Annotated in this window: 17 protein-coding genes; 12 read left to right on the top strand and 5 right to left on the bottom strand. The window is 58.2% G+C overall.

Features of this window, described 5'->3' with window-relative positions; all coding sequences use genetic code 11:
- The first annotated feature begins 33 nt into the window (after positions 1 to 33).
- From AC1DHT_RS23510 to AC1DHT_RS23525, 4 genes are all read left to right on the top strand, one after another.
- The gene (locus tag AC1DHT_RS23510) at positions 34 to 1,134 is read left to right on the top strand and encodes a hypothetical protein (RefSeq protein WP_427541548.1); all 1,101 of its coding nucleotides are present in this window, start codon (positions 34 to 36) and stop codon (positions 1,132 to 1,134) included.
- 97 nt (positions 1,135 to 1,231) lie between these two features.
- Positions 1,232 to 2,521: a M18 family aminopeptidase gene (locus AC1DHT_RS23515; protein WP_427541551.1), complete on the top strand. Its 1,290-nt coding sequence runs from the start codon at positions 1,232 to 1,234 to the stop codon at positions 2,519 to 2,521.
- A 139-nt stretch (positions 2,522 to 2,660) separates the two neighbouring features.
- The gene (locus AC1DHT_RS23520; RefSeq protein WP_173860023.1) at positions 2,661 to 2,837 is read left to right on the top strand and encodes a hypothetical protein; all 177 of its coding nucleotides are present in this window, start codon (positions 2,661 to 2,663) and stop codon (positions 2,835 to 2,837) included.
- Between the two features lie 78 nt (positions 2,838 to 2,915).
- Entirely contained in the window at positions 2,916 to 5,075 is a 2,160-nt protein-coding gene (locus tag AC1DHT_RS23525; protein WP_427541554.1) for a mechanosensitive ion channel domain-containing protein, read from the top strand.
- Positions 5,076 to 5,178: 103 nt separating this feature from the next.
- Here the strand turns inward: AC1DHT_RS23525 and AC1DHT_RS23530 are convergent, their stop codons facing one another.
- Complete coding sequence (locus AC1DHT_RS23530; RefSeq protein WP_427541557.1) at positions 5,179 to 5,721, bottom strand: hypothetical protein; 543 nt, start codon at positions 5,719 to 5,721, stop codon at positions 5,179 to 5,181.
- 180 nt (positions 5,722 to 5,901) lie between these two features.
- Positions 5,902 to 6,615, bottom strand: a complete 714-nt coding sequence (gene phnR / locus AC1DHT_RS23535; RefSeq protein ID WP_427530436.1) for a phosphonate utilization transcriptional regulator PhnR — start codon at positions 6,613 to 6,615, stop codon at positions 5,902 to 5,904.
- Between the two features lie 349 nt (positions 6,616 to 6,964).
- Here phnR and AC1DHT_RS23540 point away from each other — a divergent pair, with 349 nt between their 5' ends.
- From AC1DHT_RS23540 to AC1DHT_RS23565, 6 genes are all read left to right on the top strand, one after another.
- Positions 6,965 to 8,041: an ABC transporter substrate-binding protein gene (locus tag AC1DHT_RS23540; protein WP_427541560.1), complete on the top strand. Its 1,077-nt coding sequence runs from the start codon at positions 6,965 to 6,967 to the stop codon at positions 8,039 to 8,041.
- A gap of 177 nt (positions 8,042 to 8,218) precedes the next feature.
- Positions 8,219 to 9,025, top strand: coding sequence for an alkaline phosphatase family protein (locus AC1DHT_RS23545; protein WP_427541563.1), 807 nt, complete (start codon positions 8,219 to 8,221; stop codon positions 9,023 to 9,025).
- Entirely contained in the window at positions 9,022 to 9,867 is an 846-nt protein-coding gene (locus AC1DHT_RS23550) for an ABC transporter permease (protein WP_123580274.1), read from the top strand. The genes AC1DHT_RS23545 and AC1DHT_RS23550 overlap by 4 nt, the downstream gene beginning before the upstream one ends.
- Positions 9,854 to 10,654, top strand: coding sequence for an ABC transporter permease (locus tag AC1DHT_RS23555; protein WP_477761488.1), 801 nt, complete (start codon positions 9,854 to 9,856; stop codon positions 10,652 to 10,654). The genes AC1DHT_RS23550 and AC1DHT_RS23555 overlap by 14 nt, the downstream gene beginning before the upstream one ends.
- A complete protein-coding gene (locus AC1DHT_RS23560; RefSeq protein ID WP_216742608.1) occupies positions 10,651 to 11,655 on the top strand; it encodes an ABC transporter ATP-binding protein in 1,005 nt (334 codons plus the stop codon). The genes AC1DHT_RS23555 and AC1DHT_RS23560 overlap by 4 nt, the downstream gene beginning before the upstream one ends.
- A 40-nt stretch (positions 11,656 to 11,695) precedes the next feature.
- Positions 11,696 to 12,349: an HAD family hydrolase gene (locus AC1DHT_RS23565; RefSeq protein WP_427541567.1), complete on the top strand. Its 654-nt coding sequence runs from the start codon at positions 11,696 to 11,698 to the stop codon at positions 12,347 to 12,349.
- Between the two features lie 148 nt (positions 12,350 to 12,497).
- Here AC1DHT_RS23565 and AC1DHT_RS23570 read toward each other — a convergent pair whose 3' ends face one another.
- Positions 12,498 to 13,460, bottom strand: a complete 963-nt coding sequence (locus AC1DHT_RS23570) for a zinc-binding dehydrogenase (RefSeq protein WP_427541570.1) — start codon at positions 13,458 to 13,460, stop codon at positions 12,498 to 12,500.
- Between the two features lie 220 nt (positions 13,461 to 13,680).
- Here AC1DHT_RS23570 and AC1DHT_RS23575 point away from each other — a divergent pair, with 220 nt between their 5' ends.
- The gene (locus tag AC1DHT_RS23575) at positions 13,681 to 15,768 is read left to right on the top strand and encodes a carboxy terminal-processing peptidase (RefSeq protein ID WP_427541573.1); all 2,088 of its coding nucleotides are present in this window, start codon (positions 13,681 to 13,683) and stop codon (positions 15,766 to 15,768) included.
- 127 nt (positions 15,769 to 15,895) lie between these two features.
- Positions 15,896 to 17,668, top strand: a complete 1,773-nt coding sequence (locus AC1DHT_RS23580; protein WP_427541576.1) for a bifunctional diguanylate cyclase/phosphodiesterase — start codon at positions 15,896 to 15,898, stop codon at positions 17,666 to 17,668.
- A 123-nt stretch (positions 17,669 to 17,791) separates the two neighbouring features.
- On the opposite strand, the gene AC1DHT_RS23585 is transcribed toward AC1DHT_RS23580, so the two are convergent.
- Entirely contained in the window at positions 17,792 to 18,205 is a 414-nt protein-coding gene (locus AC1DHT_RS23585) for a hypothetical protein (RefSeq protein ID WP_427541579.1), read from the bottom strand.
- Positions 18,202 to 23,070, bottom strand: a complete 4,869-nt coding sequence (locus tag AC1DHT_RS23590) for an RHS repeat-associated core domain-containing protein (protein ID WP_427541582.1) — start codon at positions 23,068 to 23,070, stop codon at positions 18,202 to 18,204. The genes AC1DHT_RS23585 and AC1DHT_RS23590 overlap by 4 nt, the downstream gene beginning before the upstream one ends.
- Positions 23,071 to 23,145: the final 75 nt, after the last annotated feature.

Raw genomic sequence — 23,145 nt, forward strand, 5'->3', positions numbered from 1 at the left:
CAGCCATCGACAATCGTAAGGACATGGAACCCGGTGACGCATAAAGCCCCCGACTCAACCGCTCTGGCAAAAGCGCCGCAACAGCTGCTGTACCTGGTGTATGGCGACCAGGACGTTTACCGCAGAGAAGCCAAATTCAGTATTCTGACCGCTTTGTCGCAGCTCAGAAAAGACGAGTCCCTGTGCATCAGGATCTTTACCGACAGACCTGAAGACTATGCCGGCTGGCCTGTTGAAACCCTGGCCCTGGATCAGCAGACCTTGACCTCATGGCAAGGCGAGAACGGTTACCACCATCGCCGCAAGGCCTGCGCCATTGCTGCCGGGTTGAAGCTGGCGGAAAAAACCCTGTTCGTTGATACCGACACGCTGTTCCTCGAAAACCCCAATCTGATCCTCAAACGAATTCAGCCTCAGCAGTATCTGATGGATTGTTTCGAGTACGACTGGAGCTACGTCTGCAAACGCCCGGACTACGTGAAGCTCGGCACGTGCCTGCAAGCCCACGGCATCAGCTCCGACAACAGTTTCAAGCTTTACAACAGTGGTCTGTGCGGCGTCACGGACAGCGATACGCCATTGCTGGAAGAGACGATCAAGTTGATCGACGAATGGACTCAAGGCTCGTTCGATATCCATACAATCGAACAAATTGCCCTGTCATTCGCCATGCGTGACAAACCCGTGCAGGAGGCGAAGAAGTTCATCTACCACTACTTTGCCGAAAAAAGATTCTTTCATGCCATGCAAAAGCACTTCTTTACCCGGCATGGCGAACAGTTCCGCCCGCAGCTGCTCGAGCTTTGCCGTGAAGTCCCTCGCAGCAAACCGTTCCCTTCAGCCTGGAGGCGCCTGCAAATCAAATGGAAACTGCGCAATAAGCGTGGAAGCCTGAGAAAGGTCGCTCGCAATCTTCTGTATGGAAGTGCTGCGCCCAATCACCCGTATTACGCGGTCTGTCGACATGAGTGGTGGGAAAGCGCGTCTCGGGAAATTCTGCGCTGGGACGAGAGCCAAAAGAGAAAGCTCTTGTCACTGAGCCAGGATCACTGGCCGAAGCAATTACCCAAGCCAGCAAAACCGGAAGATGAGCAAGCAATCATTGCGTATCTGCAAACGCGACTATCCGAGTAGAACTAGCGAGCCTGCCTCATAACAGTGCCATCAAAGCACTTGCCCAATGCCGCGAGCCAATACGTTAAACTCGCGGCACTGCTGTCTGGAGCTACTTATGCGCGAAGAGTTGAACCAAGGCCTGATCGACTTCCTCAAGGCCTCCCCTACCCCATTTCATGCCACCGCCAGCCTTGTTCAGCGCCTGGAAGCGGCGGGTTATCAGCGCCTTGACGAGCGCGAGCCCTGGACCACCGAAGCCAATGGTCGCTACTACGTCACGCGCAACGACTCCTCGATCGTTGCGATCAAGATGGGGCGCAATTCCCCTCTGTACGATGGCATCCGCCTGGTTGGCGCTCACACCGATAGCCCATGCCTGCGAGTCAAGCCGCAACCTGAACTGCAGCGTCAGGGTTTCTGGCAGTTGGGCGTCGAAGTCTATGGCGGCGCATTGCTCGCCCCCTGGTTTGACCGTGACCTGTCGCTGGCCGGTCGAGTAACCTTTCGCCGCGACGGCAAGGTCGAAAGCCAGCTGATCGACTTCAAGGCACCGATCGCCACCATTCCCAACCTGGCCATTCACCTCAACCGTGAAGCCAACATGGGCTGGGCGATCAACGCACAGACCGAACTGCCGCCGATCCTTGCGCAATTTGCCGGTGACGAGCGTGTGGACTTCCGCGCCGTGCTTACCGATCAGTTGGCCCGGGAACATGGCCTGAACGCCGACGTGGTGCTTGATTACGAGCTGAGCTTCTACGACACCCAAAGTGCTGCCGTCATTGGCCTGCATGGCGACTTCATTGCCGGTGCGCGCCTGGACAACCTGTTGTCATGCTACGCCGGCCTGCAAGCCTTGCTGACCGCTGAAACCGATGAAACCTGCGTGCTGGTGTGCAACGACCACGAAGAAGTCGGCTCCTGCTCGGCGTGCGGTGCCGACGGCCCGATGCTCGAACAAACCCTGCGCCGCTTGCTGCCTGAGGGCGACGAGTTCGTCCGCACCATTCAGAAATCGCTGTTGGTCTCGGCCGACAACGCCCACGGCGTACACCCCAACTACGCCGACAAGCACGACGCCAACCACGGCCCTAAACTCAATGCCGGTCCGGTGATCAAGGTCAACAGCAACCAGCGCTACGCAACCAATAGCGAAACTGCAGGGTTCTTCCGTCATCTGTGCATGGCCGAAGAAGTTCCGGTGCAAAGCTTCGTGGTGCGCAGCGACATGGGCTGTGGCTCGACCATCGGCCCGATCACCGCCAGTCATTTGGGCGTGCGCACCGTGGACATCGGCCTGCCGACGTTTGCCATGCACTCGATCCGCGAACTGTGCGGCAGCCATGACCTGGCGCACCTGGTCAAAGTGCTGAGCGCTTTCTACGCCTGTCGCGAGTTGCCGTAACGCAATCCCTGTGGCGAGGGAGCTTGCTCCCTCGCCACTGTAGTTACGGGATGCTGCCGAACCATTTCTGATTCGCATCAACCCACTTCGCACAAAAGCCACCTAGACTTACATCACCGTCCCCGACAAGGCTGTCGTCATGATCTCGATGTCTGTGTTCAACTCCATGCTCATTCCGATTCTCTCGGGAATGATCCTGCTGGCCATTGGCTTCAACTTTCGTGACAAGAACGCCGGGGTGCTCTCGATGTGGATCGGCATGCTGCTGATCCTCGCCACCGTAATTTACAAAATCCTCGCCAAGCTGAACGAATAAAAGCACTGACTGCGCTCGCATTGGTTTTGCCCCGCTCGTACACTCGGTCGACCTGTACCCGTTGAGGTTGACCGCCTAGTGTTCGCTCGTCTTTTTGCCCTGCCGTCTGCGCTGTTCATCTGCCTGTTGATGCTGCTTCCCGTGGTGCCTGCTCAGGCTGTCGGCCTGCCGAGCCTGCTCAACGGCTCACCCAAAGCCCAACCGGAAGCGACCGCACCGCTGGGGCAATCGCTGGACGAAGTGATCAAATCACTGGAAAACGATCAGCAACGAGCCAGGTTGCTGGCCGACCTGAAGAAACTGCGCGACGTCAGCAAAAAAGCCCAGACACCGACCGAAGATGGCGTACTCGGCTTGATCGGCGGCACCCTGGCCAACCTCGAAAAACAGTTTTCCGGCGCCGACAGCCCGCTCACTCGCTGGTCCGATGAGTTCGAACTGGCCAAGGACGAACTGAGCGCACTGATGCTGCCAGCCAGTGAATGGCTGCCGATGCTCTTTGCCTTCGCTCTGATCCTGATGCTCTGGAGCCTGCTCGCCGCTGCGCTGATCTGGCTCGGTCATCGCGTTCGAACGCGCTTCGGCCTGACCGAAGAACTGCCGCAACACCCCAAGACCTGGGACATGCTGCGCTTTGCCCTGCGTAAACTCGGCCCCTGGCTGATCGCGCTGCTGATTACCGTCTACATGAGCTATGCCTTGCCCTCATCGCTGGGTAAATACCTGGCCATGGTGCTGGCTTATGCACTGGTGGTCGGTACCTGCTTCTCGGCGATCTGCGTGATCGCGTTCTCCGTACTCGACGGCCCGCACCGTCATCGTGCCCTGTACATCCTGCGGCACCAGGCCTTTCGCCCACTGTGGCTGATCGGCAGTTTTGCGGCCTTCGGCGAAGCCTTGAACGACCCACGGCTGGTGACCAGCCTCGGCATTCACCTGGCCCACATCACCGCGACCATCGCCAATGTGCTGGCAGCGATTTTCACCGGCCTGTTCATTCTGCGATTCCGTCGGCCCATTGCCCACCTGATCCGCAACCAGCCGCTGTCGCGGCGACTGACCCGCCGTGCGCTGAGCGACACGATCGAGATTCTTGGGACCTTCTGGTTCTTGCCTGCGCTGGTGCTGGTGGGGATCTCGCTGTTCGCCACCTTCGTCTCTGCCGGCGACACCAGCACCGCGCTGCGCCAATCACTGATCTGCACCGTGCTGCTGGTGTTGTGCATGGTCATCAACGGCCTCGTCCGCCGCCACGCGCTCAAGCCACAACGCGGGGCAAAGCGTCACGCGCTGTATTCGGAGCGCCTGAAGAACTTCTTCTATACCCTCGCGCATCTGGCGGTGTGGCTAGTGTTCATCGAACTCGGCTTGCGGGTCTGGGGCATGTCGCTGATCCGCTTCACCGAAGGTGAAGGCCATGAAGTCAGCGTCAAACTGTTCAGCCTGGGCGGTACGCTGATTTTCGCGTGGCTGATCTGGATCCTCAGCGACACCGCCGTGCACCACGCCCTCACCCGCTCGCGCAAAGGCCAGGCCAATGCACGGGCGCAAACCATGATGCCGCTGATTCGCAACATACTGTTCGTGGCGATCTTCATCATCGGGATGATCGTCGCACTGGCCAACATGGGCATGAACGTCACACCGCTGCTGGCAGGTGCCGGCGTAATCGGCCTGGCCATCGGTTTTGGCGCGCAGTCGCTGGTTGCCGACCTGATCACCGGGCTGTTCATCATCATCGAAGACTCGCTGGCCATCGACGACTACGTGGACGTCGGCGGCCACCTGGGCACCGTCGAAGGCCTGACTATCCGCACCGTGAGGCTTCGGGATATCGACGGCATCGTGCACACCATCCCGTTCAGTGAAATCAAAAGCATCAAGAACTACTCACGGGAATTCGGCTACGCGATCTTCCGCGTGGCAGTGCCGTACAACATGGAAATCGATGACGCGATCAAACTGATGCGCGACGTCGGCCAGAAGATGCGCACCGACCCGATACAACGTCGCAACATCTGGTCGCCACTGGAGATCCAGGGCGTTGAGAGTTTCGAGTCCGGCAGCGCGATTCTGCGCGCACGGTTCAAGACCGCGCCGATCAAACAGTGGGAAGTGTCGCGCGCGTTCAACCTGTCGCTCAAACGCCATCTGGATGAAGCCGGGCTGGATCTGGCAACGCCGAGGATGAGTATTCAGGTGGTGACGGCAGCGGGTGGTGGATTGGAGAAGGAATAGCCGACAAATGCAGCTCGGGTTCCTCCCGAGCTGCATTCACTTCAAAATGCTTGATATCAGTCGAGCAGATGGCGACGAAAAACCCGACAACCTGCGTTTACGATTATTTGATATTCAATACGATAGGCACCGGCTTATGTGCAAAGGGCTTATCGGCGGGGTGTTTCTTCCACGAACCGTCTCCCGTTGGCACCAGATAATAAGCATCACCATGTCTATCTATACCCTCGACTTTGCGTCCGGCGATCAAGAAATTGTAGAGTGTATCCCGATCATCAAAAGCCTCGTCTCCACCAAACTGCAGAACAGCTGCGGAATAGGACGCATACATTTTAATCACCACCTCGCCTTGAGGACGGTTGTTCTGTAGAGGCCTATCATTGGCATCCAACAGGGTGAACGGTTCGGCACGCCCCCCAATACACAGGTAGCCTTCTTTATCCAGGGCAACATATTTTTTATCTGCGATATCCCCAGCAGAGATGCTGTATTTACCTTCACCACCATAAAAATAAAACAGGGTCGGTTCAACATGAGACCGCTGAGTTCCAATTTCACTTGAACGAATGACTGAAACCGGCCTCCCAAAAATACTCATGGTACCCCGGAGGTTTTCATTGCGATCATCGTGCCCGTATCCAAACATACCAATATCCTTATATAAGTAAACATCCAAAAGCCGCAACACAAGAGCGACTCAGGACCACCTTACATAAAATCGGCACACCCACACAGAACAACTAACAAACTTATAATTTCAGAATATTTAGTTAATACCCATGACGTTTCACCAGCGTGACCCACCGCACCTTATTAAAAGCAGAGTTCAGGCAACATCCACCCCGACATGAATCGCATCATGCCGCCAGAACTCCAGATCACAATCGATCAACCGCCCATGCTGATCATAATTGACCCGCGCAATCCGCAACCCCGGACTGCCCACGGACACCCGAAGTGCGGCCGCCGCATCCACCGACAACGCCGTCGGCACAATTTCGAAGCGCACCCGCCCATAGTGCAAATCGTAATGCCGCGCATACAACTCGGTAATCGACTGATTGAGATCAAACGCCAGAATCCCCGGAAAAAACTGCGGATTCAAATAGTGCTCGACATACAAAACCAACCGCCCATCGATACGCCGCGAACGGCAGATCTGAATCACACTCGACAACGCCGGCAGCTGCAACCAGGCACACACTGCCGCTGACGCCGGTTGCAACCGCGCCGAAATCACCTCGGTCGAGGGCACCCGCCCCTGCGCACTGACCATCGCGTGAAAGTGGCTGCGTTGCATCAGGTTGTACGCCAGACGCGGTGGCGAGACAAACCAGCCGCGCCGCTCCTCGCGATAAATCTGCCCCTGCGCTTCCAGTTGCAACAACGCCTCACGCACGGTGATCCGCGTAGTTCCGAACAACTCACTGAGTTTGCGCTCGGCCGGCAGCTTGCTCGCGGGCGCCAGCAGACCGTGGTCGATCTGCTCCTGGAGCACCTGACCGATGGCTGTCACCGCTTTCGTTGCCTCTTCACGCATCAACGTTACCTATCTGGACTAGACCAGCACTGTTTCGGGGCAGGACTGCGCCAAAAAACGCGTCCTGAAACGTATTGCAAGCCTAGGCAATACATATGACTGATCAATGACAAAGCCGCCGAACGGCTGATCCAGACCTGTGCAAATAAGCGGCCAAGTCCTTGCAAACCGGCCTTCTGGCCATGGTCTACGCTTACTTCGCAGCCACCACTACCGAGCGAAAAGAATGCGAGCGCGCCTGATACCGACATCAAAGTGTCATCCCGCTCACCTAAATTGGCTCAGGTATTGCTGACCTAGACCAACAAACCGCAAAACGCAGCGTTGAATACGCCCAAAGGAGCTTCGGATGAAACAGCTTTTCCTGGCATCACTGTTAGGCTCGACCATCGCCATGTGCACCGCAGCCATGGCGGCTGACACCGATTTAAAAGCCTTGGAGACCGCTGCAAAAGCGGAAGGCGCCGTCAACAGCGTCGGTATGCCCGATGACTGGGCCAACTGGAAAGGCACCTGGGAAGACCTCTCCAAAAAGTACGGCCTCAAGCACATCGACACTGACATGAGCTCGGCTCAGGAAATCGCCAAGTTCGCTGCCGAAAAAGACAACGCCAGTGCTGACATCGGCGACGTCGGCGCGGCCTTCGGCCCGATTGCGGTCAAGCAGGGCGTGGTTCAACCGTACAAGCCAAGCACCTGGGCGCACGTTCCGGACTGGGCCAAGGACAAGGACGGTAACTGGGCACTGGCCTACACCGGCACCATCGCGTTCATCGTCAACAAGAAGCTGCTGCACGGTTCCGAAGCCCCGACAAAGTGGGCTGACCTGAAGACCGGTAAATACAAGGTCTCCATCGGTGACGTGAGCACCGCTGCGCAAGCCGCCAACGGTGTGTTGGCCGCCGCCATCGCCAACGGTGGTGATGAAAAGAACATTCAACCCGCACTGCTGATGTTCGCCGAAATCGCCAAGCAAGGTCGCCTGTCGCTGGCCAACCCGACGATTTCCACCATGGAAAAGGGTGAAGTCGAAGTCGGCGTGGTCTGGGACTTCAACGGCCTGAGCTATAAAGCCAAGATGGTCAACCCGGATGACTACGTCGTGCTGATCCCGTCCGATGGTTCGGTGAAGTCCGGTTACACCACCATCATCAACAAATACGCCAAGCACCCGAACGCCGCCAAACTGACGCGTGAGTACATTTTCAGCGATGCCGGCCAAATCAACCTGGCGCGCGGTAACGCCCGCCCGATTCGTGCTGAAACAGACCTGAAACTACCGGCTGATGTGGTGAAGAACCTGATCCCGGCCGCGCAGTACGAAGCCGCCAAGCCCAAGCCGATCACCGACGCTGATGCCTGGGAAAAAACCTCCAAGGCCCTGCCGCAGAAGTGGCAGGAAGAAGTCATCATCAATATGCAGTAAAGCTGTAGCTCCCCACGGGGTGTTCTGATGAGGATCCCTGTGGGAGCGAGCCTGCTCGCGATGGCTGCTTAACATTCGACACATGTGTTGAATGTCAGACAGCGATCGCGAGCAGGCTCGCTCCCACAGTAGATTGAGTTGATCTCAAGATTTCTGTTTTGCGGAGTTTTTGCCCCCATGAAGCACAACGTCATCCTTGTGGTGCTCGATGGCCTGAACTACGAGGTCGCGCGGCATGCCATGGGACATCTTCAGGCTTATGTCGGCGCAGGACGCGCAGCCTTTTACAAACTCGAATGCGAACTGCCGTCCCTGTCGCGCCCGCTCTATGAATGCATCCTGACCGGCGTCACCCCGATCGACAGCGGTATCGTCCACAACAACGTGTCACGCCTGTCCAACCAGCGCAGCGTGTTCCACTACGCCACCGCCGCCGGGCTCAGCACCGCCGCTGCGGCCTACCACTGGGTCAGCGAACTGTATAACCGTTCACCATTCGTGGCTGCCCGCGACCGTCACACCGACAACACTGAACTGCCGATCCAGCACGCGCATTTCTACTGGTCCGATCACTACCCCGATTCGCATCTGTTCGCCGACGCCGAGAACCTGCGCCTGCGCCATGCGCCGAACTTTCTGCTGGTTCACCCCATGAACATCGACGACGCCGGACACAAGCACGGCCTCGACACGGCGCAGTACCGCAACAGCGCCCGCTCGGCCGATATCATTCTCGCCGACTACCTGCAAGGCTGGCTCGACGCCGGCTATCAGGTGCTGGTGACCGCCGACCACGGCATGAACAACGACCGCTCCCACAACGGCCTGCTGGCCGAAGAACGTGAAGTACCGCTGTTCGTCATCGGCGATGCCTTCAGCTTCAATCCCCATGCAGCCCCGAAACAAACCGAACTGTGTGGCACTGTCTGCGAGTTGCTGGGTGTTGCCCACGACAAACCTGTGTGCCGGGAGCTGCTCAAGTGAATTCAATCACCCGCGGCAAGTGGCTGGCGGCGTTGTGCCTGGTGCCCTTCGCCATTTTCTTTATCGTGTTCCAGATCGCCCCGCTGTGCTGGGTGCTGATCAACAGTGTGCAATCGGAAGAGTTCGGTTGGGGCCTGGCCAACTTCAACAAGATCTTCAGCTCGAAGTTCTACATGCAGGCGATCCAGTACAGCCTCGAGATCAGCTTCTGGTCCAGCGTGTTCGGTATCGTCATTGCAATCCTCGGCAGTTACTCGCTGCGCCGGGTCGATTCGAAGCTGCGCAACTTCGTCAACGCCTTCGCCAACATGACCAGCAACTTCGCCGGCGTCCCGTTGGCCTTTGCGTTCATCATCCTGCTGGGGTTCAACGGCAGTTTCACCATCATGCTCAAGCAGGCCGGGATTATTCAGGACTTCAACCTGTACTCGAAAACCGGGTTGATCATCCTCTACACCTACTTCCAGATTCCCCTCGGTGTGTTGCTGCTGTACCCGGCCTTCGACGCCCTGCGTGAAGACTGGCGCGAATCGGCGTCCCTGCTCGGCGCCAACGGCTGGCAGTTCTGGCGACATATCGGTTTGCCGGTACTGACCCCGGCCTTGCTCGGCACCTTTGTGATCCTGCTGGCCAACGCCCTCGGCGCCTACGCCACGGTCTACGCCCTGACCACCGGCAACTTCAACGTGCTGCCGATCCGCATCGCGGCGATGGTTTCGGGCGACATTTCCCTGGACCCGAACATGGCCAGTGCCCTGGCCGTTGTACTGGTGACGTTGATGACCCTGGTGACCGTGGTCCATCAGTTGCTGTTGAAGAGGAGCTACCATGTCTCGCGCTGAACTGGGCCCCGTCGGTGTCTATCACCGGGTCGTGGTTTATCTGCTGTTTGCCATTCTGTTGCTGCCGCTGGCCGGAACATTGATCTACTCGATCGCCAGCAGTTGGTCGGCCACCGTTCTGCCCAGCGGCTTTACCTTCAAGTGGTACATCCAGCTGTGGAGCGATCCGCGTTTTCTCGGCGCCTTTGGCCAATCACTGCTGGTCTGCGTGGGTGCGCTGATTCTGTCGGTGGTGTTGATCCTGCCGCTGCTGTTCGTGGTGCATTACCACTTCCCGAAGCTCGACGCGCTGATGAACATCCTGATCCTGCTGCCGTTCGCAGTGCCACCCGTGGTGTCATCAGTGGGGCTGTTGCAGCTCTACGGTTCGGGACCGTTCGCGATGGTCGGTACACCGTGGATTCTGGTCGGTTGCTACTTCACCGTGGCGCTGCCGTTCATGTACCGGGCGATCACCAACAACCTGCAAGCGATCAACCTGAGTGACCTGATGGACTCCGCCCAACTGCTTGGTGCCAGCACCTGGCAAGCGGCGTTCCTGGTGGTGTTGCCGAACCTGCGCAAGGGCTTGATGGTCGCGTTGCTGCTGTCGTTCTCGTTCCTCTTCGGTGAGTTCGTGTTCGCCAACATCMTCGTCGGTACGCGCTACGAAACGCTGCAGGTCTACCTCAACAACATGCGTAACAGCAGCGGTCACTTCACCAGCGCGCTGGTGATTTCCTACTTTTTCTTTGTGCTGGTTCTGACCTGGGCTGCCAATATCTTGAACAAGGACAAAAGCCAATGAGCTATGTCAGCGTCCAACACCTGCAAAAAAGCTACTCGCAAACGGGCTCCGCCGGCACTCCGGTGTTCAGCGACATCAACTGCGAAATCCAGAAAGGCGAGTTCGTCACCTTGCTCGGCCCGTCCGGTTGCGGCAAGTCGACCCTGCTGCGCTGCATCGCCGGGCTGACCGCGGTGGATGGCGGCAAGATCCTGCTCGACGGCCATGACCTGGTGCCGCTGAGCCCGCAGAAACGCGGAATCGGCATGGTATTCCAGAGCTACGCACTGTTCCCCAACATGACCGTGGAGCAGAACGTCGCCTTCGGTTTGCGCATGCAGAAGGTCAACGCCGACGACAGCCGCAAGCGCGTGCTCGAAGTGCTGCAATTGGTTGAACTGACCGACTTCGCCAGCCGCTACCCGCATCAACTGTCGGGCGGCCAATGCCAACGCGTGGCCCTCGCCCGCTCGCTGGTCACCCGCCCCCGCTTGCTGCTGCTCGATGAGCCGCTGTCGGCACTCGACGCTCGAATCCGCAAACACCTGCGCGAGCAGATCCGGCAAATCCAGCGTGAGCTGGGGCTGACCACGATTTTCGTGACGCACGATCAGGAAGAAGCCCTGACCATGTCCGACCGGATCTTCCTGATGAACCAGGGCAGGATCGTCCAAAGCGGCGATGCCGAAACACTCTACACCGCTCCGGTCGATGTGTTTGCCGCCGGCTTCATCGGCAACTACAACCTGCTCGATGCCGCCAGCGCCAGCAAGCTGCTGCAACGTCCGATCAATGGCCGCATCGCGATTCGCCCGGAAGCTATCGAACTCAGCCGCAATGGCGAACCGGATGCGCTTATCCGCAGCCACAGCCTGCTCGGCAACGTGATCCGCTATCGGGTCGAGGCTCGCGGCGTAGAACTGGTGGTGGACGTGCTGAACCGCTCGGCGGCTGACCTGCATGCCGACGGTCAGCGACTGGCACTTTCCATCGATCCGACCGCCCTGTGTGAGGTAGCCTGATGTTTTCGCTGTGCACACTGTTAAAGAGAGAGCAGCACTGATGGCTTTGGCAATTTTTGATCTGGACGAAACCCTGATCCATGGCGACTGCGCCTCACTGTGGAGCGAGCAGATGGCCCGCCTCGGCTGGGTCGACGGCGAATCCTTCCTGCGTCGCGACAAGGAATTGATGGACGCCTATGGCAGGGGCCACCTGGCCATGGAGGACTACATGACCTTCAGCCTGGAGCCGATGGCCGGACGCACCCCGGAAGAAATCGAGCACCTTGTGGCCCCATGGGTCGAAGATTTCATCGAACCGATCATTTTCAGCGACGCCTGCAAAGCCATCGCCGAACACCGCAAGGCCGGCGACCGGATTCTGGTGATCTCCGCTTCGGGCACACATCTGGTCAAGCCCATCGCCGAACGCCTGGGCATCGACGAGATCCTCGGTATCGACCTGGAAGTGACTCACGGGGTCTACAGCGGCAAAACGGTTGGCACCCTGACCTATCGCGAAGGCAAGATCACTCGCTTGCTGGAGTGGCTGGACGCCGAAGAGGAGAACCTTGAAGGCGCGAGTTTCTATTCCGATTCACGCAACGATCTGCCGTTGCTGATCAAAGTCGACTATCCGCATGTGGTCAATCCGGATCCGGTGCTGCTCGAACACGCCGAAAAGGCCGGCTGGCCGATCCATCTCTGGAAGTAGCGCCACCGCGTCAACTTCATCGCGAGCAAGCTCGACGCAATCCTTGTGGGAGCGAGCCTGCTCGCGATGAACGATAACGCGGTCTCACAGGTAGACCGCGTCGCCTGAATCGCGAGCAGGCTCGCTCCCACGGGTTCAGTGAAACCCTTTAGTTCAGGCTTTCGTCGATCACCAGCACCAACTTGCCTGACACCCGATTGGTCGCAAGCTCGGCGAATGCCGCTTCAGCGTCCTTGATCGGGAAGGTCCTGGCCAGTTGCGGGCTCAGGCGCCCTTCGGCGAACAGCGGCCAGACATTCGCGCGTAGATCACTCAACAGATCGGCCTTGAACTGCTCGTCGCGGCTGCGCAGGGTCGACCCCAGCAACTGAATCCTTTTGGCCAGCACCTGCGCCAGATCCAGCGGCGCTTCACGGCCGCCCATCAGGCCGATCAACACCCAACGACCGTCGAGCGCCAGTAACTTCAGGTTCAGCGCGGCGTAGTTGGCGCCAACCGGGTCGAGGATCACATCGAATGGCCCCAGATCACGCAAACCCTCCAGCCCATCGGTGCGTATCACCCCGCCTTGTGCCCCCAGCGCCTCGCAGTAGGCCAATCGATCAGCCGAGCCGACGCTGACCCAACACGGGTTGCCAAAGGCCTTGCATAGCTGAATGGCAGCTGAACCAACCCCACTTGCCCCGGCGTGCAGGAGAACTTTCTCACCCGGTTTCAGCGCAGCCAATTGGAACAAATTCAGCCAGGCGGTGCTGTAGACCTCGGGCAACGCCGCCGCTTCGACCAGCGACATGCCTTCGGGCGCGGGCAATACGTGACGGCCATCGACCACGACTTCTTCGGCCATCCCGCCGCCCGCCAGCAGTGCGCAGACACGGTCTCCGACCTGCCAGGACGACCCTGCGCCGACCTCGCTGATCACGCCTGAACACTCAAGGCCCAGCACCTGACTGGCGCCCGGTGGTGGCGGATAGAGCCCTGCCTTCTGTAACAAATCGGCTCGATTGAGGCCCGCTGCCGCCACTCGAATGCGAACTTGTCCTACGTCACACGTCGGACTGGGCTCTTCAACCCACTCCACTCGACCTTCAACGCCTTGCAATGCTTTCACAGTGCCTCCATAGTGAGTCTGGACTGAGCCCGATGCTGTAGCGCCGGGTTTTTTGCATTATGCGACCGGCCCAGGGTCGTACGAAAATTCGCCGAGTGGCGATCAAGCTGTTTCAAACCAGCCTGATCGATACGCGAGCAGTTTGCGTAGAGCCTTGTGGAACCGGCGACTTTAAAGACGGCCTAATATGCGTTATCAATTGCCCCCGCGTCGAATCAGCATGAAGCATTTGTTCCCCAGCACCGCACTTGCGCTTTTCATTGGCCTGGGCAGCTTGTCGCTGTCGCCTACTACGTTCGCAGCCAATAGCTGGGACAACCTTCAGCCCGATCGTGACGAGGTGATTGCCAGCCTTAACGTCGTCGAGTTGCTCAAGCGCCACCATTACAGCAAGCCGCCGCTCGATAACGCACGTTCCGCGATCATCTACGACAGCTACCTGAAGCTGCTCGATCCGTCGCGCAGTTATTTCATGGCCAGCGACATCGCCGAATTCGACAAATGGAAAAACCAGTTTGACGAGTTCCTCAAAAGCGGTGACCTGAACGCCGGGTTCACGATTTACAAACGCTATCTGGACCGCGTCAAGGCGCGTCTGGACTTCGCCTTGGTCGAGCTGAACAAAGGCGTCGACAAGATGGACTTCACCACCAGGGAAACCTTGCTGGTCGATCGCAAGGACGCCCCGTGGCTCAAGACCACTGCCGAGCTCGACGACCTGTGGCGCAAACGCGTCAAGGACGAAGTGCTGCGGATGAAGATCGCCGGCAAAGACCCCAAGCAGATTCAGGAAACCCTGACCAAGCGCTACAAGAATCAGTTGTCGCGCCTGGACCAGACCCGTCCGGAAGACATCTTCCAGGCGTACATCAACAACTTCGCCATGTCCTACGACCCGCACACCAACTATCTGTCACCGGATAACGCGGAGAACTTCGACATCAACATGAGCCTGTCGCTGGAAGGCATCGGCGCCGTGTTGCAGAGCGATAACGACCAGGTGAAAGTCGTGCGCCTGGTGCCAGCAGGCCCGGCGGACAAGACCAAACAGGTTGCACCGGCCGACAAGATCATCGGCGTTGCCCAAGGCAGTAAGGAAATGGTCGACGTCGTCGGTTGGCGCCTGGACGAAGTGGTCAAGCTGATCCGTGGACCGAAAGGCACTGTGGTGCGCCTGGAAGTGATCCCGGCCAGCAATGCGCCAAACGACCAGACCACCAAGATCGTCTCGATCACMCGCGAAGCGGTAAAGCTTGAAGATCAGGCGGTGAAGAAGTCGGTCCTCAACCTCAAACAGGACGGCAAGGACTACAAGCTCGGCGTCATCGAGATCCCGGCCTTCTACCTGGACTTCAAGGCGTTCCGCGCCGGTGATCCGGATTACAAGAGCACCACCCGCGACGTCAAGAAACTGCTGACCGAACTGCAAAAAGACAAGGTCGACGGTGTGGTCATCGACTTGCGCAATAACGGCGGCGGTTCCTTGCAGGAAGCCACCGAGCTGACCAGCCTGTTCATCGACAAAGGTCCGACCGTGCTGGTACGTAACGCCGACGGCCGGGTCGATGTACTTGAAGACGAAAGCCCGGGCGCTTTCTACAAAGGCCCGATGGCGTTGCTGGTCAACCGTCTGTCTGCTTCGGCTTCGGAGATTTTTGCCGGCGCCATGCAGGACTACCACCGTGCGCTGATCATCGGCGGCCAGACCTTCGGCAAAGGCACCGTGCAAACCATCCAGCCGCTGAACCATGGCGAGCTGAAACTGACACTGGCCAAGTTCTACCGGGTTTCCGGGCAGAGCACCCAGCATCAGGGCGTATTGCCGGATGTCGACTTCCCGTCGATCATCGACACCAAGGAAATCGGCGAGAGCGCCCTGCCGGAATCCATGCCGTGGGATACCATTCGCCCGGCCATCAAGCCGGCAGTCGACCCGTTCAAACCGTACCTGGCACAGCTCAAGTCCGAGCATGATGCCCGTTCGGCCAAGGACGCGGAGTTTGTGTTCATTCGCGACAAGCTGGCGCTGGCCCAGAAACTGATGGCGGAAAAAACCGTCAGCCTCAATGAAGCCGAACGTCGCGCACAACACGCCGATATCGAAGCCAAGCAGCTGGTGATGGAAAACATCCGCCGCAAGGCCAAGGGCGAAGATCCGCTCAAAGAACTGAAGAAAGAAGACGAAGACGCCATCGCGGCCGAGCCAGAAAAGACCAAACCGGAAGACGATGCCTACCTGAGCGAAACCGGGCGGATCCTGCTGGATTACTTGAAGCTGAACACCGCGGTCGCCAGCAACAAAAAGTGATGGCAATTTAATGCTGACGATCCCCGGATCGTCATCAAACAGTCATCATTCTGTCGTGAAATAAAGGACTGGGCCCGCTCTCTGAAAAAGAGCGGGCCCGGTCCTTTTTTTATCGCCAGAGATCGCCATGACCACGACCGAACAGCTGAGTGCCTTGAGTTCAATCCTGGCTCAAAGTGGTTTGCACAGTCTGTTCCAGCCGATCGTTTCGCTGTCCGAACGACGCATCCTCGGCTATGAAGCCCTCAGTCGCGGTCCCTCCAACAGCCCTCTGCATTCGCCCATCGCGTTATTCGCCGTAGCCCGCCAGGCTGGCCGTCTCAGCGAACTGGAAATGGCCTGCCGACACAGCGCCTGCCGCCGTTTCAATGAACAGCAGTTACCGGGCAAACTGTTTCTCAACGTATCTCCCGAATCGTTGCTCGAAGCCGACCATCAACCGGGTAGAACCTTGCAAATGCTCCAGGACTTCGGCATTCCGCCAAGTCAGGTGGTAATCGAGCTGACCGAGCAAACCCCGACTGACGACTTTCAGTTGCTGCAAAACGCACTGCATCACTACCGTGCCATGGGTTTTTCGATTGCACTGGATGACCTGGGGGCCGGGTACTCGAGCCTGCGACTCTGGTCGGAACTGCGTCCGGACTATGTGAAGATCGACCGGCATTTCATCGATGGCATTCATCAGGACGCGCTCAAGCGCGAGTTTGTCGGCTCGATCCTGCAGATCGCCAAAGCTTCGCGGGCACAAGTCATTGCCGAAGGTATCGAACTGCCGGAAGAACTCGCGGTGTTGACCGAGATGGGGGTCGACCTGGTGCAGGGCTATCTGTTGTGCCGTCCGCAGGAGCACCCGCCACGGGACGCCCGGATGATGCCCAAGCACGACAGCAGCGCACTGGTGCTCAACGATGAAGGCAGTGACCTCAGCGCCCTGCTCAACGAACATCCGGCGGTGGACCGCGATACCCCTACCGCTGACGTGCTGGAAGCCTTCCGTCGTCAGGCCAACCTGAACTCGCTGGCAGTGCTCGACGAACTCGGTCAGCCCTGTGGCATCGTCCACCGTCATTCGCTGTCCGATGCACTGCTCAAGCCGTTTGCCACCGATCTGTTCGCGCGCAAGCCGATTAGCCGGCTAATGAGCGATGACTTCCTCGCCGTCGAGCTCAGCCAGTCGCTGCAACAGGTCAGCCGGCTGATCACCAGCCGCGCTCGGCAGCGCATCGAAGAGGACTTCATCATCACCCTCAACGGCGGCTATCTCGGCCTGGGTCGGGTGATCGATGTGCTCAAACTGATTACCGAACTGAAAATCCAACAGGCCCGCTACGCCAACCCGCTGACCCTGTTGCCGGGCAACGTGCCGATCCAGCAGTGCCTGACCCGGCTGTTACAGCAGAGCCGCGAGTCGGTGATCTGCTACGTCGACATCGACAGCTTCAAGCCTTTTAACGATATCTACGGCTACGGCCGTGGTGACGAAGTCCTGCTGTGCCTGGCGCAATGCCTGAACGACCGCGTCGACCCCAGCCGCGACTTCGTCGGCCACATCGGCGGCGATGACTTCCTGCTGGTCCTCGGCCCGGAAGACTGGCGCAAGCGCCTGAACCAGTTGCTCGAGGACTTCCACAGCCAATGCCGACGTTTCTACCGCAGCGAACACCTGGAAGCCGGCTGCTTCATCGCGCCCAATCGTCAGGGCGTCCGCCAGGAGTTTGCGCTGCTGTCGCTGTCGATTGGCGTGGTGCATTTACACCCGCAGGCCTGTGGACAACTCGACGCCAGCCAACTGGCGGAAATGGCCTCACAGGCCAAGCATCATGCGAAGAATGTGCAGGGGGGGAGTATTTATGTGATTGATAGTTTGGGGATGGCGAAGCAAGCTCAAACTGTTTAGCGGCGAGAGAAATGAACTGACCGTTGATTTACCCAACAACACCATCACACATAACGCTCTCACTGCTGACAAGCCGGCGAATGAAAGCGCCGACCTCATAAACATAAAGTCGTTAAATAAAGCTCACTCGCCATCAATGGGCTTCTCTGACTTTATCCAGCGCATATAAAACTCTCTCTGAACACTATAATCATTCGTGAGTTCACCTTCAGCATAATCAAATATATATACAACATCATCTAGCGAAGGCGTTTTCCCTAAAGCCAGCTCATAGGCTTTCAAACCAAGTGACATCTGAGAAGACATACTCGACGTATGAACATTAACTTTCGCCCCCTTACAGTAAAAAACAATATCAGGATGATCTTCTCTAACCTTCGCAAAACACTTGTAAAAATCATGATCAGAATAGCTCTTGCGATAGCCGTTACGCATTAATAGCTCTATCGTTATTTTCTTTTTATCACAGATAAGCTGAGCATCTTCCTTACTACCATTAACACCAACAACTATATCCACAATGATTGTAGAGCTCATTCTTTTATCTTCCTATTTGGATTAGGTATGGAATATCCGAACTCGCGACCGTTGTCTATGATCAGCGTTGCACCAAGAACATCCTCACCCTTGATTCTAGAGGGTATTGCGATTTCTTTCTCTGCACCAAACAGATAATCCGCCCCCAATTCTTTTTTTAAATCATGACCTGGAATTCTTCGCAGGGTATACAAATACCCTACCTTTGTATTGTCATTCGTAGCAAATTTCTTCCCCACATCCCTTGAGGTAGAGGTACTAATAAAGTTGCTAGGCGGATAATCGCTATCCATTGAATGAAGAAATAAATCTTTGCTTTTCCCTTTGCTCTTGAATCCATTTTTAAACACATCATCGGGTTCTCGTTCGTCTCCGCGATATAGATAATCACCTTCGCCTTTTGGCGGTTTTGGTTCACCTCTGTCTACCGAGGCCTTCCCCGCCGGATCCTCCGCCTCACCGGGCTTCTTGCACTTACCTGCCCCCGGGCAGTCATTCAACCCCAGCGGATCAACCCACCCCGTCGGATTCGGGGTGTACTGATACCCGTTTAACCCACCCGCCAGCTTGCTCGGATCCGGCGTCAGGTAGCGGCCAATATCCGGATTGTAGTAGCGATGTCGGTTGTAGTGCAGACCTGATTCAGCATCGAAATACTGCCCCTGAAAGCGCAACGGCTGCTCAAGCTGTTCTTCGCCGAAGTGCTTCAGGCTGGCGAGTTTTCCGTAGGCCTTGTAGGTCGCCGACCAGACGATTTCGCCGCTGTAATCCGTCAGTTCCTGCGGGGTGCCGAGGTGGTCGAGTTGGTAGTAGAACGGGCAGGCCTTGCGCGGGCCTTTGCCGTCGAGCATGGCCAACGGGCGGAAGCTGCCGGGTTCGTAGAGGTAGCTGCGGTAGTGTTTTTTGCTGCTTTCGGCGACGAGGTTGTCGCCTTGCCAGAAGAACTCGGTGGTGTGGCCATCGACGGTTTTGCCGATGCGCCGACCGAAGGCGTCATAGCGGTAGCTGGCGGTTCTGCCATCCGGCAGTGTCACGCCGATCAACCGGTGCTGGCAGTCGTAGCGGTATTCGGTGACGAGTTTTTGTGCGGTGCCGCGGCGCTCAAAGATCAGGTTGCCGAAGGCGTCGTAGTCGTAATGGCGGTCGCCTTGCAGCAGCAGGCGGTTGCCTTTGATCGTCGCCAGGCCCGGGCGATCGTGCATCTGCAGGTTGCCGGCCGGGTCATGGGCGAAGCTTTCCTGTTGTGGATCGCGAGAGTGGCGGACACGAACCAGGCGGTTCAGCAGATCGTAACGATAGTTGCGCTGGCCGTGACGACTGTCGGCGATGAAGTCGAGGTTGCCGTTGGCGCTGTAGGCGTAATCGCGGCGATGGCGTGGCTGCTCAGCATGAGAAACCGCGTGGGCGTGCAATCGACCCTGCTCATCGTAGTGATACCGACTGAGCAATTGGCCCTGCTGGCGTTGCCGCTCGCGTCCCGCGTCAAAGACGTGCGTGGTCAGCCGCGTGCCATTGAGATCGATGGCCGTCAGCGCCCCGCCCTTGGCGTGGTGGTAGTCGAGGGTGCTGTTGTCCGGCAGGCGCAGGTGATCGAGTTGACCGCAAGCGTTGTAGCGATAACGCAGGGTGCCCCAACCCTGATGCTCAGTGATCAGTCGGTCTTGCTGGTCGTACTCGAACTCCAAGGGGTGGTCGCGACCGTCATCGACGCTGACCAGACGACCAAGGCTGTCGTAGCGATAGTCGACCTTCAGGCCATCGGGCAAGGTCTTGACCAGCAAGCGCCCCGCCGCATCGCGCTGGTAAGCGGTGATCAGCGTTGAGCCATCATCGCCAAATTCGGTTTTCTCCAGCAGATGGCCGTTGAGGTCATAGCGGTACGCGGTGCGCCGACCATCAAAACCGGTTTCTTGCTCGATCAGTCCATTGGCGCCGTACGCCAACTGGTACTTTTCGCCCACCTCGTTTTCGATTTCGCTGAGCAACAGCCGTGCGTTGTCGTAGCGATAGCGCAACTGGCTGCCGTCGGCATTGATCCGACAGCTGACCAGGTGCAGATCGTCGGCGTATTCGTAGCGCGTGACCTGGCCCGACTCATCGCGTTCGGCGATGAGTTTGCCGTAGGCGTTGTAGCTGAAGGCGCGGGTGACACCTCCAGGCAAGGTGGTCTGAATCAGCCGGCCAAGAACGTCCCATTGATACCGGGTGACCGCACCGTGTGCGTCCTGACGACGGCTTAGCCGGCCCAATGCGTCGTAAGCGAAACACCGCCGACCACCGTCCGGCAGTTGCTCTTCGGTCAGTTGCCCGAGGTGGTTCCAGACAAGGAGGTGACAACTGTTATCCGGATAGCGGATCGACAGCAGTCGCCCTCGATCATCGTACTGGTAATGGGTGATGTGCCCATCTGGGTCGATCTGTTCGGTGATATCGCCCTGGATGTTTCGCTGGTACTTCCAACGCGCCTTGCCCCGACGCATCACTCGAACGAAACCGTTGTGATACTCGTAGTAAGTCGGTTCGTCTTCTGGCGGAATGACCGCCAGCAACCGCCCGGCGTCGTCATAGGTGTATTGGGTGACACCGCCGAGAGGATCTTTCTCGGCCACCAACTGACCGTTATCGTCGTAAGCCTTCAGGTGTTCGGCACCCTCCGGCTCGACCCTGCGCACCAGTCGCGCCTGTTGGTCGTGGACGTAGACCTCTTGGCTGCCATCGGCGTTGTGCACCGTGACGCTACCGTTATCGTCCCAGACATAACGTGCGTCCATCTGCGCAAAACTCGCCCAGTGCCGCACGCACCGGGCGGCTTTTCCCTCGCGCTCCCACTCCCAGAAAAAACTCGCGCCGCCGGCCAGTTGCCGCTGGAGAATCACTGCCTGATTGTCGTAGTCGTAACGCTCGCTTTCGCCAGCGGCGTTGGTGGCTTCGATCAGTCGATGGCAGTCGTCATAGCGATAGGCGGCCAGCGTTTGCTCGGTGTGCCAAGCCTCATCGGGATTCGCCGCTGCGCGATAGACTTGATAGTCGACGGCGATCAGATGTCGCCGGTCGTAACACAACAGCAAGGCGCGACCCGCGCCGTTGTCCAGACGTTTGATCCGCGCCTGGCGATCGCGGGTGATGCGTAGACGGTTGTTGTAAGGGTCGCTGATGGCCGTGAGATTACCGTCGCAAAAATGGTAGAACCGTGTCGTCTCACCGGCCTGGGCGAGGATCAGTTCATCGGCGTCGTCACCCAGATAAATCGCGGCACGGGACAAACTGTTGTGGATCGCCGGACGCTCGGTGCTGGGTCCCGGAAAGCGTGTGCGACGGTTTTCGTGGTCGATCCAGACGACGTTGTCGCCGTCGATTTCCAGGCGGTGCGCCAACGAGTGGCTCCAGCCAAAGCCCAATCCGCTATCGATTTCCACCGCGCTGGTGCGGTACAACCGGGTGAAGGCGAATGGCAGCACACCGTCGAGCTCGCCATCGGTGAGGGTCAGCAGTTCTTCGCCAGTGACCATCGACACCGGGCAGCTGTGGGTCGCGGTTTTATCTGCCGAATCGGCGCTGTCGCCGTTGGGGTTTTTCGCCTGATCCGGGGCGTTGTCGTGATGCTCCTGCTTGCTCAGGCTGGTCTTGGGCCCAGGCTTGTCGCGGGCGATGGCCGCAGGGTTTTTCACGTAAAGGGCCGGCGCTTCTCCGGGGGTAATCTTCAGCGGCCCTCGGGGTGTTGGCGCGAGCAGCGCCTTCCGGGCACTCACCATCAGCGGCTTGAGCGCATCGGCGTGACTGCTGAAACGCTGATTGCTCGACACTTGCGCCAGCCGGATGCTCAAGGCTGCCAGCCACTGTCGAGCACGCTGCGACTTGATCTTCCCCAGCACTTTGGCGCCCACGCCCGCCCCAATGCCCATCGGTCCGGTCACGCAAGCCAGGAGCAATCCGATCAACACGCCGGTACGAATTTCGGCCATCACTTCGGCTTCGTACTGCGGCGGCAGCATCCGCAACCAACTGGTGACGGCCGTCAGATAGATGAACAGCAACGGTTCATCGCTGAGCACCAGCAAGCCATTGGCAATCGCCTCTGTGGAGGCGTTGAGCAGGGTTTCGAGCTCGGCTTGGGTCATGTACTCAAGGAGTTTTTCACTGTTGGCTTGCAGGTCGGCCAGCAAGTGATAGAGCTGCTGAATGTCATCCCAGAGGTCGAGCAAGGCGCTTTCAACACCCCGTTGATCTGCATGCTGCAACGCGTTGTAGCGCTCGATAAACCCGCTTTGTGAAAAGCTTGCCCACAACGGTTGAAACTCGTTCGTCCACTCGCTTCGCAGCCAGTCTTCAAGCTCTGTAATGGTGGTTTGATAAGAGGCGTAGAGCGCCTTGACGTGGTCTCGAGAGACGTTGGGGTAAAAAGTGATTCGGTGCCGCTGGCCACGCCAGCATTCGGGGACTTCGAGGATGCCGCTGGGGCCGATAACTGCGTGGACCGGCTCACCGATCACCTCATCCCCTCCCGGCCCGTCGATCAATGCTTCGAGCATCACCGGGGTATTGCCGATCGGCACAAAACGCGCCGCCTCGAACATGTGCACCAGGGTCAACGATCCGCCGGCCGGACAGGACGCAACGATGGCACTGATCGGTGTGGTCGAGTTTTTCGGGGCGCTGAGGCTGACGTCGTTGCCGACCTTGAACACCTGCCCGACATCCAGCGCAGCGCCCGTCCAGAAACTTTCGGCCCAGGAATCGTAGTCGCTGAGGCAGTGCCGAAAGTCATTGAAGACGGCCTCAATATCCGGATTTTTCGGGTTCAACGCAGCAATGACCAGATGGCCAATGGCAGTGTTCAAGGCCTGCAGTTTTTTGGGATCGAGCATTCGCAATCTTCGCGGTCGCAGTGGGACGCGAGACTGTGCGGGGATGGAGCGGGGAATGAAGTCAGGACAAACGGA

The sequence above is a fragment of the Pseudomonas sp. 05N432 genome, assembly GCF_056396945.1.